General features: G+C 65.1%; 13 protein-coding genes. 12 read left to right on the top strand and 1 reads right to left on the bottom strand.

Features of this window, described 5'->3' with window-relative positions:
• Positions 1-2,720: DUF3971 domain-containing protein (locus tag EOA75_RS16830; RefSeq protein WP_127324691.1), on the bottom strand; the 2,720-nt coding region annotated here is incomplete at its 3' end.
• Positions 2,721-2,817: 97 nt separating this feature from the next.
• Between EOA75_RS16830 and EOA75_RS16825 the strand changes: the two genes are divergently transcribed.
• The 12 genes from EOA75_RS16825 to EOA75_RS16770 form a co-directional block, all read left to right on the top strand.
• Positions 2,818-3,285 (top strand): peroxiredoxin, encoded by a 468-nt coding sequence (locus EOA75_RS16825; RefSeq protein WP_067328452.1) that lies wholly within the window; start codon positions 2,818-2,820, stop codon positions 3,283-3,285.
• 165 nt (positions 3,286-3,450) lie between these two features.
• On the top strand, positions 3,451-4,734 hold the full coding sequence (locus tag EOA75_RS16820) for a M23 family metallopeptidase (protein ID WP_127217100.1): 1,284 nt from the start codon (positions 3,451-3,453) through the stop codon (positions 4,732-4,734).
• A 135-nt stretch (positions 4,735-4,869) separates the two neighbouring features.
• The gene (locus EOA75_RS16815) at positions 4,870-6,306 is read left to right on the top strand and encodes an FAD-binding oxidoreductase (protein ID WP_127324690.1); all 1,437 of its coding nucleotides are present in this window, start codon (positions 4,870-4,872) and stop codon (positions 6,304-6,306) included.
• Positions 6,303-7,037: a FadR/GntR family transcriptional regulator gene (locus tag EOA75_RS16810; protein ID WP_127324689.1), complete on the top strand. Its 735-nt coding sequence runs from the start codon at positions 6,303-6,305 to the stop codon at positions 7,035-7,037. The genes EOA75_RS16815 and EOA75_RS16810 overlap by 4 nt, the downstream gene beginning before the upstream one ends.
• A 2-nt stretch (positions 7,038-7,039) precedes the next feature.
• On the top strand, positions 7,040-7,474 hold the full coding sequence (locus EOA75_RS16805) for a VOC family protein (protein WP_067328264.1): 435 nt from the start codon (positions 7,040-7,042) through the stop codon (positions 7,472-7,474).
• A 65-nt stretch (positions 7,475-7,539) separates the two neighbouring features.
• On the top strand, positions 7,540-8,592 hold the full coding sequence (locus EOA75_RS16800; protein WP_206517007.1) for an ABC transporter substrate-binding protein: 1,053 nt from the start codon (positions 7,540-7,542) through the stop codon (positions 8,590-8,592).
• The gene (locus EOA75_RS16795; protein ID WP_127216146.1) at positions 8,592-9,365 is read left to right on the top strand and encodes an ABC transporter ATP-binding protein; all 774 of its coding nucleotides are present in this window, start codon (positions 8,592-8,594) and stop codon (positions 9,363-9,365) included. Before EOA75_RS16800 ends, EOA75_RS16795 begins: the two co-directional genes overlap by 1 nt.
• On the top strand, positions 9,362-10,117 hold the full coding sequence (locus EOA75_RS16790; protein ID WP_127324688.1) for an ABC transporter permease: 756 nt from the start codon (positions 9,362-9,364) through the stop codon (positions 10,115-10,117). Before EOA75_RS16795 ends, EOA75_RS16790 begins: the two co-directional genes overlap by 4 nt.
• A gap of 141 nt (positions 10,118-10,258) precedes the next feature.
• Positions 10,259-11,425 carry an ROK family transcriptional regulator gene (locus tag EOA75_RS16785; protein WP_095780641.1) on the top strand — a complete coding sequence of 389 codons (1,167 nt, stop codon included), beginning with the start codon at positions 10,259-10,261 and terminating at the stop codon, positions 11,423-11,425.
• Positions 11,422-12,186, top strand: coding sequence for an ATP-binding cassette domain-containing protein (locus EOA75_RS16780; RefSeq protein ID WP_095779583.1), 765 nt, complete (start codon positions 11,422-11,424; stop codon positions 12,184-12,186). Before EOA75_RS16785 ends, EOA75_RS16780 begins: the two co-directional genes overlap by 4 nt.
• Before the next feature lie 40 nt (positions 12,187-12,226).
• Positions 12,227-13,267, top strand: coding sequence for a sugar ABC transporter substrate-binding protein (locus tag EOA75_RS16775; protein WP_066995049.1), 1,041 nt, complete (start codon positions 12,227-12,229; stop codon positions 13,265-13,267).
• 97 nt (positions 13,268-13,364) lie between these two features.
• Positions 13,365-14,080: ABC transporter permease (locus tag EOA75_RS16770; RefSeq protein ID WP_164747412.1), on the top strand; the 716-nt coding region annotated here is incomplete at its 3' end.

The raw sequence follows: 14,080 nt of genomic DNA, 5'->3' as shown, positions 1-14,080 counted from the left end.
CTGTAATTCAGCTTGAGGTTCGACAGCACCTCGTCGTGAAAGCCGGTCAGCGACTTCACGTCGGCGCTGACCGAGATCGCGTCGGCGCCGGCGCCTTTTGTGGCTGTATCGACGTCTGAGGTGAACTGTTTGATCAGCGAGCGGGCGTCGAGAGAGTCGCCGCTGACGTTGACCGCATAGCTTTTGCCCGACCGTTTGACCGAGACCGCGACGTCGTCTCCTCTGTTGAGCGCGACCTTGCTGAACCGGGCCGAGGACAGCGCCCCGTTGACCAGTGTCACATCGCCGTCGATCGAAAAGCTCTTCCCATCGAGATCGAAGTCGGACAGCGTGGTCGTGCTGCCGGACTTTGCCATCGTGAAGGTGACCTTGGCCGGAATGCCGGCACCCTTGCTCCATCCTGCCCAGGGGATGTCGAGCCTTGCGTTGGTCAGGTCGGCCGACACGTTCTGGACGCCCTCGCCGCTCATGTCGATCGCCACCTTGATGGTTCCGGAAAGCAGCGGCGACAGGCCGGGCATTGCTGCAGCGCGCGTCTTGTCGTCGATCACCAGCGCGACCTTACGGCTGCGCGGCGGGCCGCTGTCCTCGAGCGGCTCGACCAGGTCGAGCTCGGCTGGAATGCCGTTCAGCTTCGCCTTCGCCGATATCACCGCACGGTCGGGGCTCACGGTGATCGACCCGTCGGCCTCGGTCACCATCTGGTCCTCGAACGGCTTGGCTAAGGAAAGATCCTGGTAGTCCAGCGCCACCAGCCAGTCGAGCCTCGAGGTATCGACGCCGGAAGTCAGCGGAATGTCGGCCCGCACATGCCCGGTGACGGTGCCGCTCAAATCCTCAGGCGCAAGCCCGACATGGCGCATGGCGTTGATCGGCTCAAAGGAGGCGAGTTCGGCGATCGCCGTGGCTTCGCCAGCGACATCGATGTCGAGAGAGCCGATCACGGGCGAAACATTCGCCTGCTTGATCGTCAGTGTGCCCCCGCTTGCCGCCACGGTGCGGCCGCTCGGCAAAAAAACGCTGCCCGAGGACAGCGTGATATCGACATCGTTGCCGTGGAAGGCAACGACACCGACCGCATCGCGGATCGGCGGAATGCGCCCCGCGGTATCGAAGCGCGAGCCCTCGACCTGGAAGCGGCCGAACACCTCGTCGCCGGAAAGCGGAACGCCGTTGCCGAGCCGCCCAGGAACGACCTGGAACTGCAGGTTGGCGTCGACCACACGGCCGCCGAACAGGTTGTCTAGCACCCAAAGCCGCGCGTTGCGGGCGGAGAACCAGGGCCACAATTGCTTCACATGCGAAACCGGCATGTCGTGTACATTGAGCGACAGCGACACACCCGGCGGGCCATTGTCGATGAAGGCGAGCGACGCCGTGCCCAGCACGTCGCTCGAACCCCCGGAGCGGACGCCGATCTGCTCGGCGACGAGCTTGCGGCTCTTGGTCTGGTAGACGCCGGCGACCCGGGCAAGAAACTGAAGCGCCGGCTCCGGCGATTCCGAAGGCGCGAGCGTCGAGCCGTCGCTGACAAGGTCATAGCGGTAGGACGGCTCCTCGCCCGCGGCTGCCGGTTTCGGCCCGACCGAGCCTGAGAAATCGAATGTCGAGCGGCCGGTCCTGATCAGCAATTTGTCGACCGAGACCTTGTTTGATCCCGCGACCAATGTCGCCCTGGCATCGACGTCGGCTGGCAGCAGCCCGCGCGAGCCGAGATCGAGCACCGAGCCGCCGAGCGACAGCGACGCCGTCAGCCGCGACGGCGTGTCGCCGGACGCCTCGACGCCCGAAAGCTTCAGCGCAACAGAACCAAGCTTGCCGCCCTGGGCGGCGAAGTTCCCGCCGCTGGAGCTTCCCTGAGCGGGCGTTACGCCGACGTCCGCTATCGCGACGGCGGCGTCCAGCGATGCGATCCGCCTGGCGCTCGGATCGCGCGCCGCGGAGGCGCTCAGGCTTACATGCCGGCCGTCGACATCGGCTTTTGAAGACAGTTCCATGCTGCCTGTGCCCGTCTGCCCAACCGTGGCCTGGGCGACGGTCAGACGCCTGACCGATCCGCCCGGCGGCAATTCGAACTCGACGTTGCGGAGGTCGATCTGGCGCATCGATTCCGCGCGCACCGCATCCAGCGCCGCGTTGACGCCGCCAAACACCGCCGCCGATACTTTCTCCGGATCGACCAGGCCATCCTCGTTGCGCAAAGCCGCAGTCCAATCACCGCTCCCGGACGGCATGGCGGCGACCATGATGCGAGCGTCGGAGAAGCGGGCGCTGGTGAGCTTGACCTCGCCGGATAGCAGCGGCAGCAGGCGCATGCCGAAGCGGACGCGCCCGACATCGGCCATCGGCTTGCCGTCGGCCGTCTTCAAGCTGACGTCGCTGACCTGCAGAGCGACGAAGCTCGACCCATCGAGCGTCAACCGCGCCGGCCCAACGGTGACGTTGAGATCGACGCCTGCGAGCTTCTCGATGGCCGTCTCGGCTTCGGCGCGAAGTCGCTCGGTGCCGATGCCTGACGTGCCAAGCACATAGACGCCAATTGCCGCCAGAAGCACCAACGCGCAGAGCCCGGCGAACACCCGACCGAGGATGCGGAAGCGCCGGCGCACCGAAGCACGGCCGAGCGGCGGCACGCTGCAAGCGGACGGAAAAGCTCCCAGGTCGGTGATCTCGTCCCGCCTGAACCTGATCTTCTCGTGCTGCGGTTGCTCCTGATCCAAGCAATATTCCGTTGTAAACGTACTCGTCGTGGACGAATCCCCGCCTCACGTTATATCGATGCTCGATCCGCGCGTAACCGCAAACAAGGGCATCGACATGGCTGAACTCGACGTGGGCGACGTTGCGCCGCAATTCGATCTTCCGCGCGACGGCGGCGGCTCCCTCAGCCTCGCCGCGATCCGGGGAAAACCTGTCGTACTCTACTTTTATCCGCAGGACGACACCACAAGCTGCACCAACGAGGCGATCGGCTTCTCGCAGCTGAAGCCGGAATTCGAGAAGGCCGGCGCCGTGGTCATCGGGCTGTCCCCCGATAGCGTCAAGAAACACGACAAATTCAAGGCGAAATACGATCTCACCCTCGATCTCGTCGCCGACGAGCAGCGCAAGGCGATCGAGGCCTATCATCTGTGGGTCGAGAAGACGATGTACGGCCGCAAGTACATGGGTGTCGAGCGCGCCACCTTCCTGATCGGCCAGGACGGACGCATCGCCCGCATCTGGCGCAAGGTGCGCGTCAAGGGCCATGCCGAAGAGGTGCTGGAGGCGGTGCGCGCGCTCTGAAGCGGGGCAGACCCAAAGCTTCCGCGATTTGCTGGCCTCCTTCCCTGCAACCTGCCACCCGCGCTGCGGGAATTGGTTAAGCCGACATCGCGGCCAGCAAAGCTTTGTTAACCCTAATAATGTGTAATCGAGCTGTCGTTGGAGTCGTAACGAAAGCTTGGTCCCGTGAATCCAAACGGTCAGTCAGCGGTCTTCGGCAGGCGCAAGGAGCCCCATACGGTCATTATCGCGCGGGGGAACGAGATCCGGCATTTCACCATCCGTCCGTGGCTTGCCGCCTTCGTCGGGTCGGCGCTGGCGGCGATCGCCATCGGCTATCTGCTCGCCACCTCCTACCTGGTGCTGCGCGATGACCTGATCGGCGCCACCACGGCCAGGCAGGTGCGCATGCAGCAGGCCTATGAGGATCGCATCTCCGCGCTTCGCGCCCAGGTCGATCGCATCACCAGCCGCCAGCTTCTCGACCAGCAGCTCATGGAGACCAAGGTCAGCGAGTTGCTGGCCAGGCAGACCCAGCTCAGCCAGCGCCACGGCCGGCTCGGGCCGATCCTCGAACGCGCCGAGAGCGAGGTCGGCGATGTGCCCGCCGCAGCCAATGCCACCGCGACTAAACCCGACGAGCGCGCCGAGATCACCGGCGGTCTTTCGCAGGTCCCGACCTACTCCGTCGCGTCGTTGGGCGCCGGCGACACGAGGCCATTCTCCCTGTGGTCGACACGCTCCGACCCGCTAGACAACGAAACGGCGGCGGATCGTGCCGACAAGCTCTTCGTGTCGATCAACGCTTCGCTCAAGGCCATCGAGAACCAGCAGCTCACCCGTATCACCACGCTTGCGGATAATGCCTACCGCAACGCCGACGCGATCTCGCAGGCGCTGCAAGCCGCCGGGCTGCCGGCCGACACGGAGCTCGACAAGAACGATGTCGGCGGACCGCTGGTGCCGCTCAATTCTTCGATGATCTTCGACAGCAAAGTCAAAGAGCTGGATGAAGCTCTTGATGCGCTGGATCAAGTCAAGAAAGAGGCGCGCAAGCTGCCGCTCAGCAATCCCGCGCCGGGCCATACTGTGACCAGCCCGTTCGGGGTGCGCACCGACCCGATCCTCGGCACGGCCGCCCTGCATACGGGAATGGATTTCAGGGCGCCGATCGGCATGCCGGCGAAGGTCACCGCTGCCGGGATCGTCACCAAGGCCGGCTGGAACGGCGGCTACGGCCGCATGGTCGAGGTCGACCACGGCAACGGCTTTGCGACGCGCTATGGCCACCTCAGCGAGATCGACGTGACGGTTGGCCAGAAGCTCGCCGCCGGCGACGTGATCGGCAAGACCGGCAGCAGCGGCCGCTCGACCGGTCCGCATCTCCACTACGAAGTGCGCCACAACGGCGAGGCGGTCGATCCGCTGCGCTTCCTCGCCGTCGGCAAGAAGGTCGCGCAGTACCTTTAGCGCACGCCTCGCGGCCGACCCGAGGTCCCTCCAGATTTATCCACCGTTTTGCTTGGCAGCGCTCGCTTTGGATTGACTCAATCGAAGTTGTAGGATGATATACATCACCCTATCGCCTCATCGATTGCGCCGCTGATGACCATTCGCAGCCTCTCACCGCAAATCCTCAGCGTCCTCGAAGACGCAGTGGGGCCGAGCGGTCTCACCGCCGACACTGCCGGAATGGCGAAGTATCTCGGCGATTGGGCCGGCGACTATCGAGGCAGCGCGCTGGCCGTGCTGCGCCCCGCGTCGGTGGCGGAGGTGCAGGCGCTGATGCGTCTGTGCGGCGAGTTGGGGCTCGGCGTCATTCCACAGGGCGGCAACACCGGCTTGGTTTCGGGCGCCATCGATGACACCAGCGCCGGCGTTATAGTCGTCAGCCTGGAGCGGCTGAACGCCATCCGCCGGATCGATCGCGCGAACTTCACACTTCAGGCGGACGCAGGCTGCGTGCTGCAGACGATCAAAGAGGCAAGCGAGGCCGAAGATTGCCTGTTCCCACTGGCGCTCGGCGCACAAGGCAGTTGCCAGATCGGCGGCAATGCCGCGACCAATGCCGGCGGCGTCAACGTGCTGCGCTACGGCATGGCGCGCGACCTGATCCTGGGGCTGGAGGTTGTTCTGGCCGATGGCGAGCTGTGGAACGGCTTTTCCGGGCTGCGCAAGAACAACAGCGGTTATGACCTGAAGCAGCTGTTCATCGGCTCCGAGGGCACGCTCGGCATCATTACCGGTGTGGAGGTCAAGCTGTTCCCGAAGCCTGCCCGTGTCGAGACCGCCTATCTCGGCCTCATCTCGTTCGAAGCGGCCATCGGCCTCTTCAACCGAGCACGACGCGCCTGCTCCGATCTGATTTCCGCCTTCGAGATCATCGGCTCGGAATGCATCGATTTGGCCCGGCTGGTCGATCCTGGAATGACGGCGCCTGTCGCAGCACCCGTCCATGCGCTGATCGAATTGTCCTCCGGACCGACCATCGACCTCAACGGCGTGCTCGCCAGTTTTCTAACCGATGCGCTCGAAGGCGGCCTGGTAGCCGACGCAGTCCTCGCGACCAGCAACGCGCAGGCTAAGGCCTTCTGGGCGATCCGCGAGGGACTGGTCGAGGGCCAGGCGAAGCGCGGCTACCACGTGCGCACCGATCTCTCGGTGCGCATTTCCGATATCCCTGCCCTTGTCGAGCGCGCCCGCCGCTTCGTCGCCACCGAACATCCGGGCTGGATTGCACTGGCCTATGGCCATGCCGGCGACGGCAACATCCATTTCAATGTGCTGCCGCCGCTCGATCTCGCTGATGGCGAAGCCCGGGCGCGCGGCGAGGAAATCACGGCGGGACTCTACGACATCGCCGTCAGGCTCGGCGGCTCGATCAGCGCCGAGCACGGCATCGGCCGCAGCCGTGCCCGAGAATTCTGGGCCGGGCTTTCGCCGGCGCATCGCCGCATGGCTGCCGCGCTGAAGACTGCGCTCGACCCTAAAGGGGTGATGAACCCCGGCTGCCTGCTGCCCTCGACGGAGCGTTTTTTATGAAGCAGAGACTGGCCGCCATCGGCACCGTCGAGACCCTGCCGCACCGGGTCGCGGCCTTCCTCAGCCGCGAGATCGAATCCGGCGAGTTGAATCCCGGCGCGCGGCTGCCGACCGAGCAGGAGCTTTCCGAGAAGTTCGGCGTCAGCCGCAATGTGGTGCGCGAGGCGATTGCCCAGTTGAGGGCGGACGGCATGATCGAGGCGCGGCAAGGCATCGGCGCCTTCGTGCTGGCGCCCCAGCAAAGGGCGGCGATCCGCATCGACCGCGAGGCGCTCAAGGACACCCACAATATGGAGCGGCTGTTCGAGCTGCGTTGCATCCTCGAGGCCGAGTCGGCGGCGCTCGCCGCGGCGCGGCGCGGGCAGGAGCATCTCGATTCGATCAAGGCGGCGCTCGACCGCATGGGCGGCGAGGAGCGCTGGGAAGAAGGCAGCATCGACGCCGACCTGCTATTCCACCGCGAGATCGCGCGGGCGACCGGCAACAGCTACATCCACACCTTCATCTCTTTTGTCTGCGAGCAGATCCGCCAGTCGATCCACTATGCCCGCGTAACCAACCCGCTGCACGATCTCGTCGAGAGCAATGTCGGCGAACATGTGCGCATCTATGAGGCGCTAGTGGCGGGCGATCCGGCGGCGGCAGAAGCAGCAATGCGTACGCACATCATCGGCGCTGCGAACCGCGTCGGCGTGAAGCTGCCACTCTCCAAGACCGGCGGGACGAAATAATCATGCCGGCCAACCTCACCCGCATCTCCGACGTCTGCCTGCTGGTGGAAAATATCGAGCGTACGGTCGACTTCTATGTCGGGAAACTCGGCTTCCGGCTGCGTCGGCGTGCCGAAGGCTTTGCCGATTTCCATGGCGAGGGCGTGACGCTCGCCGCCTGGGAGCTCGACCACATCAACCGACACACCGGCGTCTCGAACCAGAGATCGCCGCGCCAAGCGCACAAGGTTTGCGTCGCCGTCCAGCTCGGATCGCCGGCCGAGATCGACCGGCTGCACGGCGAATTGAGCGCCAAGGGCGTGCCCTTCTATGGACCGCCCGAAAACTACGTCTGGAATGCGCGCTGCGCCTATTTCACCGATCCGGACGACACGCTTTGGGAGCTTTACGCCTGGCTCGACGGCGGCCCTGGCGACTACCACGACCAACAGCCGTAGCGACGCCGCGCCGAGGGAGCGGCGCTTGGAAAGAAGAGACAAGAAGTCTGCAACAGGAGCGAAAAATGAGTGGGAGCCAAGACTACGAATTGAACCGCCGCGCTTTCGTGAAGGGCGGCCTCGCAGCGGTCGCAGCCGCGTCAGCCGGTATGCAATTGGTGTTGACGCCGGGCGCCAGGGCCGCCGGCAAGGTCGTCATCCAGTATGACTGGCTGATGTCCAATGGCCAGATCGGTGACATCGCGGCCGTCGCCAACGGCTATTTCAAGGATGCCGGGCTCAAGGTGGAGTTCAGCCCTGGCGGCCCCAATGCCTCGACCGTGCCGCCGGTGATCTCCGGCGCCGCGCAGCTCGGCCAGTTCTCGGAAACGCCGCAGCTTTATGCGGCGCGCGCCAGCGGCGTGCCGATCAGAATCATCGCCTGCGGCTTCCGCACCGGCCCCTATGCGCTGACCTCGAAACCGGGAAAGCCAATCCGCAATGTTGCCGACCTCAAGGGCAAGAAGATCGGCATCCAGCCGACCGCGCGCTTCGTCATCGATGAGATCCTGGCCAAGAACGGTATCGACCCCTCGGAAGTCACCATCGTCAATGTCGGCTTCGACAAGGCGCCTCTGGTGCGCGGCGACGTCGACGCCATCGGCGGCTGGATCACCAACACCCAGGCGCTGAGCGTGGTCGGCGAGGACCGCATCGATCTCCTGGTGCGCGACCTCGGCCTCGCTTCCTACGCCGACGTCTATTTCGCGACCGACGCGGCGATCGAGAAGGACCCCGACACACTGGCGAAGTTCGTCGGCGCGGTCGGCAAGGGCTGGGGCTGGGTTCACGCCAACCCCCAGGAAGCGGTGAAGAAGATGGTCGCCGCGTATCCGGAGATGGATCTCGGCTGGGAAGAGAAGACCGTCAACCTGGTTCTGAAACTCTCCTTCGACGGCGCGACCGCCAAAGATGGCTGGGGCACGTTCGACCCTGCCTCCATCGAGGAGCAATTGACGCTGCTCGACAAGGTCGGCCAGTACCCGAACGGACGCCCGGCCGCCAAAGATGTCTACACCACGAAGATCCTGGAGCTTTCGGCCGCGGGCCGGCCCAAGCTCGATGCGCCCGCGGCCTGATGCCGAACGCGATCGAAGCGCAAAAGCTCGATGTCGGCTATGGCGGCCGGCAGAAGGCCGTCAAAGTGCTGTCCGGCCTCGACCTCACGGTCGCGGCCGGCTCCTTCCTGTCGATCCTCGGCCCGTCGGGCTGCGGCAAGTCGACCTTACTTCGCGTGGTGGCGGACCTGCTCGACCCGCTGGACGGCACGATCAGCGTGCTTGGGGCCACACCGCACGCGGTGCGCTCGCGCCGCGACGTCGGCTTCGTCTTCCAGGATTCCACCCTGCTGCCCTGGCGCACGGTGCGCGACAATGTGCGCCTGCCGCTCGGCGTCGGCCAGCGCAGCCTCACACGCAAGATCGATGACCGCAGCAGCGAACTGCTGGAGCTGATGGGGCTTGGCGGACTCGGTGAACGCCTGCCGCATCAGCTTTCGGGAGGCCAGCGCCAGCGCGTCGCCATCGCGCGCGCCCTGCTTGGCGAGCCCAGGCTGCTTCTGATGGACGAGCCGTTCGGCGCGCTGGACGAGATCACGCGCGATCGCCTCAACGACGAATTGCTGACGCTCTGGCGGCGCACCGGCACAACGATCCTTTTCGTCACCCATTCGATCGCCGAAGCCGCCTATCTCGGCGAGCGCGTCATTGTGCTGGCTGCCAATCCGGGACGGGTGGTGAAGGACCTCGACCTGCGGCCCTTCAAGCAGGAAGGCAACCGCTGCAAGCGCGAGGATGCGGCGATCGTCGGCGCCATGGCCGAGTTGCGTGCAGCGCTGGAGCGCGCATCGTGAGACCGGCGCCGCTTGCCCCGCAAATGGCGATTGCGCTTCCGGTTCTGGGCGCGGCGTCGATCCTGATTGCCTGGCAGTATCTCCTGCCGCTGCTCGGCGTGCCGGCCTACATCGTGCCGACGCCGACGGCGATCTTCGGCGTCTTCCAGAAGAATTTCGCCCTGCTCATCGACAACCTCAGACCGACGCTGATCGAGGCGCTGGCGGGCTTCGTCATCGGCAATCTCGCCGCCGTGCTGCTTGCCGTGGTGTTCGTGCACAGCCGCATCCTGCAGGCCGCCTATTTCCCGATCGTGCTGTTCTTCAACACCATTCCGATCCTGGCGCTGTCGCCGATCATCATCCTGATCTTCGGCCTCGGCATGACGCCAAAGATCGTCATCGCCGCCGTGATCTGCTTCTTCCCGACCCTGGTGAACATGATCCGGGGCCTGGATTCGGCAAGCGACAACGAACACGAGCTGTTCCGCGTGCTGTCGGCGACACGCTCGGAGATCTTCTGGGCTCTGCGCCTGCCCCGCGCCTTGCCGATGCTGTTCTCCTCGCTGCGCATCGCCTCGTCCACTGCGATAATCGGCGCCATCGTCGGCGAATGGATCGGCTCGGACAAAGGCCTCGGCGCGCTGATCATCCAGGCGACGTTCAACTATCAATCCGACCGGCTCTACGCCGCGATCGTGCTGTCCTCGTCGCTGTCGATCGCGCTTTTCTGCATCGTCGTGCTGATCGAGCGTCGCGTCATCAGATACTAGCTTTCCGCACACTGCCCGGGTCGCAAGCGTCGGGGCCGCAGGGAAACTTGCTCCGGTCGGGAAACCGGGCAATTATTTTTGAATTCCATTTGACTGAATAAATCTTCTCTGCGAACCTTGAAGCCGTCAGGAGCGCAAGCCATGGCGTTGCGGGGAACCAATCAGGAGTTCGGGCGGCCGTACAACCGGCGCATCGTGCTCGAATCCATCCGCCGCTTCGGTCCGATCGCCCGCGGCGACATCGCGCAGCACGTCGGGCTCACCGTTCAGACGGTCTCGACTATCGTGCGCGAGTTGGAGGAACAGGGTTACATACTGTCGGTCCGCGAGGAACCGAAGGGCCGCGGCCAGCCGCCGGCCACGCTGCGCATCAACCCGGAAGGCGGCTATGCCGTCGGCATCCACCTCACCCCACTGGGGATAGACGCCGCACTCATCAACCTGAGCGGCGACGTGATCGAGAGCGTCCATCGCGAAGCGCCGAGCCCGACACCCGATCTCGCCTTCGAGGCGATCGGCGCCATGGTTGCCGATCTGACCGGGCGCCGCGCCGGAGGACGGGTCATCGGCGTCGGCATGGCGCTTCCCGGCCCGTTCGGCGTCGAGTCCATGAGCTTCGTCGGACCGACCACAATGGCGGGCTGGAAAGGCGTGCCGCTGCGCGAGCGCCTTGCCGCCGCGACCGGCCTGCCAGCCTTCTTCGAGACCGATATGGCGGCGGCGGCCATGGGGGAACGCCTCTACGGCCTCGGCCTCCAGCGATCCGACTACTACTATCTCTATTTCAGCGTCGGGCTTGGCGGCGCCATGGTGCATGACGGCGGCGTGCTGCGCGGGGCCTGGGGCAATGCCGGCGAGATCGGACACATCCCCGTCGTTCCGGAAGGCGAGCTTTGCCCCTGCGGCAACCGGGGCTGCCTCGAACGCTATCTGTCGCTCGAGGCGCGCGGCCGCTGGAACGGCAACGACGCCGGATGGGTGGCCGAAGTCGCTCCGATCTTCCGCAACGCCGTCGCAGTCATCGAGAACCTTTTCGACCCCGAGACGATCGTGCTTGGGGGCCTCGCCTCGCCTCAGTTGCTCGAACGCCTGGCTGCATTGGCGGAGCCGCTGCACAATTCGGTTTCGGCTCGCAAGGATCGCGCCGCGCCGCGCATCCTCGTGGCGCAGGGCGGGCAGCATGCCGTGTTGCGCGGCGCCGCGGCACTTGCCGTTTCCGGCGTGCTTTCGCCGCGCTTCGGCCAGATCTTCACCGCCAAGCGGCAGCGCGAAGGCGACCTTCTGAACGGCGGAGACATCGCGGCATGAGCGAACCCCTGCTGGTCCTTGACAACGTCACCAAGAATTACGGCGCCATCCGGGCGCTGAGGGGCATCAGCTTCTCGATCGCGCGCGGCGAGGTGGTGGCGCTGCTCGGCGACAACGGCGCCGGCAAGTCGACGCTGGTCAAGATCATTGCCGGCGGACTCGAGCCGACCTCGGGTCGCATGCTGTTCGAAGGCAAGGAGTTCCTCGCCAAAACCCCCGCCGAGGCCAAGGCCGCCGGCATCGAGACCGTCTACCAGGACCTCTCGCTCTGCACCAATGTCGACGTGGTGGCCAACTTCTTCATGGGCCGCGAGATCACCCGCAAGGTGCTGGGCGTTCCGGTGCTCGACGAGCGCGCCATGGAGTCAGTAGTGGCGAAGGCGCTGGCCAATGCCGGCACCCGCATTCCCTCGCTGCGCACCAAGGTCGAGCACCTCTCGGGCGGCCAGCGGCAGGCGATCGAGCTCAACCGTTTCGTTCATTGGGGCGGCAAGCTGGTGCTGCTCGACGAGCCCTTCGCCGCGCTCGGCGTCGAGCAGACGCGCCGCGGCCTCGACATGATCCGCAAGGTGGCGAGCCAAGGCATCGGCGTCGTCATCATCACCCACATCATGCAGCAGGCCTTCCAGGTCGCCGACCGGATCGTGGTGATCCGCCAGGGCGTCGTGGCGGGCGACGTTGCCCGCAACAAGACAAGTCCCGATGCGGTGATCAACATGATCACCGGGGAAACGCTCGCCGGTGCCGGACCGGCGGGCTGAGGGACAAATGAGGGGTCCGGCGAAAAGAGGAGCGAACGACATGAAGCGAATGCTACTTTCTGTCTTCGGTATCCTGGCCCTGGCCATTGCCACGCTCACGCCGGCATTCGCCCAGTCCAAGGGTACCGTCTACTACCTGGTGCCGACCTTGCTCGACGAATTCCAGACCGGCTCGGTGAGCGCGCTGGAACTGTTTCTGAAACAGGTCGGCTACGAGATGAAGACGCTGAACGCCGACAACAAAACCGACGCTCAGCAATCGCAGATGAACGACGTGATTGCGCTTAAGCCGAAGGCGATCATCCTCGCCGCGGTCGATTTCAATGCGTTGAAGCCATCCGTTGAAGCCGCCCGCGCGGCCGGCATCCCTGTGGTCGAGTTCGACCGCCAAATCACCGCCACGCCGTCCGACTTCACATCGGTCGCCGGCACGGTCGAGATCGGCCACATTGCGGCGGAGCAGGCCGAAGCGCTGCTGAAGGCCAAGCATGGCTCGGTCAAGGGCAAGATCCTGCAGGTGCTCGGCGATCCCGGCGATCCCTACACGCTCGACATCCAGAAGGGTTTCGAGGAGAAGATGAAGGCGTTTCCGGACGTCAAGATCATCTCGCTGCCCGCCATGCAGTGGGAGGCGAGCAACGCCGGCACCATCGTCGCCGACCAGATCTTGGCCAATCCCGACATCGACCTGATCTTCAGCCACGCTGCGCATCTTTCGGTCGCGGGCGTTGCCTCGCTGGAGGCCGCCGGTAAGAAGCCGGGCGATGTGATGATGATGAGCTCGAACGGCGCGCCGGTCGGCCTCGACCTGATCCGCAAGGGTTGGCTCAACGTCGAAGTCGAACAGCCGCTCTACGCCCAGGCCGCGGCCGTCGCCATGTTCATGGACAAGGTCGTCAACAAGCAGGAGATCAAGCCCGGCGAATATGACGTGCTCGGCCTGAAGTCGGTGGTGACCAAGGAAGCCTGGGGCCCGAACATCAAGATCCCAGGCGCGGCGATAACCAAGGAGAATGTCGACAACCCCGCTTTCTGGGGCAACCTGAAGCCGCCGACGGATACCGTTAAGCCCGTCGAGTAGGCCTTTTGCATCGAGCTCCGGGCCTCCCGGCCCGGAGCCTCGCGGGCCCGCCCCGCGGCAGCCGCATATTCAAATTCGACGCTAACCGGATCGGCCGATGAGCCCACGCACCCGCCACAGTCTCGAGCTTGTGCTCGACAATCTCGTCTGGTTCATGCTGGTCTTCGTGCTGGCCGTGTTCTCGACCCTCATTCCGAACTTCTTCCAGCTCGGCATCTTCGCCAACATCGTCGAGGCATCGAGCGTGCTGGGCGTCATGTCGATCGGCCTGGCGCTGGTCATCATTGCCGGTCACATGGACCTGTCGGTTGAATCGGTCGCGGCGCTCAGCGCCATGGCGGTCGGCATCATGTTCTGCTCGTCAGGCATCGGCCTCGGCCTGCAGTTGCATCCGGACTGGCTGATGGTGCCGGTCTCGCTCGCCGTAGCCCTGGCGGTGGGAGCCCTTATCGGCGTCATCAACGGTTTCCTCATCGTCAGACTGCGGATGGGCGCCTTCATCATCACGCTTGCCTCCTATATCTGGGTGCGCGGCCTCGTGCTTGTCGTTTCCGGCGGACGCTCGGCGCAGGATCTGGCGCCGGCCATCCGCTGGTTCGGTATCCAGCGGCTCGCCGGCCTGCCGCTCACCGCCTGGATCGCTGTCGGCTGCTTCGTCGTCTTCTCGCTGATTCTCGCCAAGACGCCGTTCGGCCGGCATCTGGTGATGATCGGTGGCAACGAGACCGCGACCTTCCGTGCCGGCATCCGCGTCAACCGCAACCTGATCATCGCCTTCGTCCTTTCCGGCGCCATCGCCGGCCTCGCCGGCCG

Source organism: Mesorhizobium sp. M1A.F.Ca.IN.022.07.1.1, from assembly GCF_003997575.1.
Lineage (GTDB): Bacteria > Pseudomonadota > Alphaproteobacteria > Rhizobiales > Rhizobiaceae > Mesorhizobium.
Note: the sequence above shows the minus strand (reverse complement) of the source record. Positions and strands in the feature narration are given on the sequence as shown.

Coding starts and splice junctions, on each gene's coding strand:
- EOA75_RS16780 (WP_095779583.1), top strand. CDS start 11,422: ATGAGCGAACCCCTGCTGGTCCTTGACAACGTCACCAAGAATTACGGC.
- EOA75_RS16805 (WP_067328264.1), top strand. CDS start 7,040: ATGCCGGCCAACCTCACCCGCATCTCCGACGTCTGCCTGCTGGTGGAA.
- EOA75_RS16795 (WP_127216146.1), top strand. CDS start 8,592: ATGCCGAACGCGATCGAAGCGCAAAAGCTCGATGTCGGCTATGGCGGC.
- EOA75_RS16815 (WP_127324690.1), top strand. CDS start 4,870: ATGACCATTCGCAGCCTCTCACCGCAAATCCTCAGCGTCCTCGAAGAC.
- EOA75_RS16800 (WP_206517007.1), top strand. CDS start 7,540: ATGAGTGGGAGCCAAGACTACGAATTGAACCGCCGCGCTTTCGTGAAG.
- EOA75_RS16825 (WP_067328452.1), top strand. CDS start 2,818: ATGGCTGAACTCGACGTGGGCGACGTTGCGCCGCAATTCGATCTTCCG.
- EOA75_RS16810 (WP_127324689.1), top strand. CDS start 6,303: ATGAAGCAGAGACTGGCCGCCATCGGCACCGTCGAGACCCTGCCGCAC.
- EOA75_RS16785 (WP_095780641.1), top strand. CDS start 10,259: ATGGCGTTGCGGGGAACCAATCAGGAGTTCGGGCGGCCGTACAACCGG.
- EOA75_RS16775 (WP_066995049.1), top strand. CDS start 12,227: ATGAAGCGAATGCTACTTTCTGTCTTCGGTATCCTGGCCCTGGCCATT.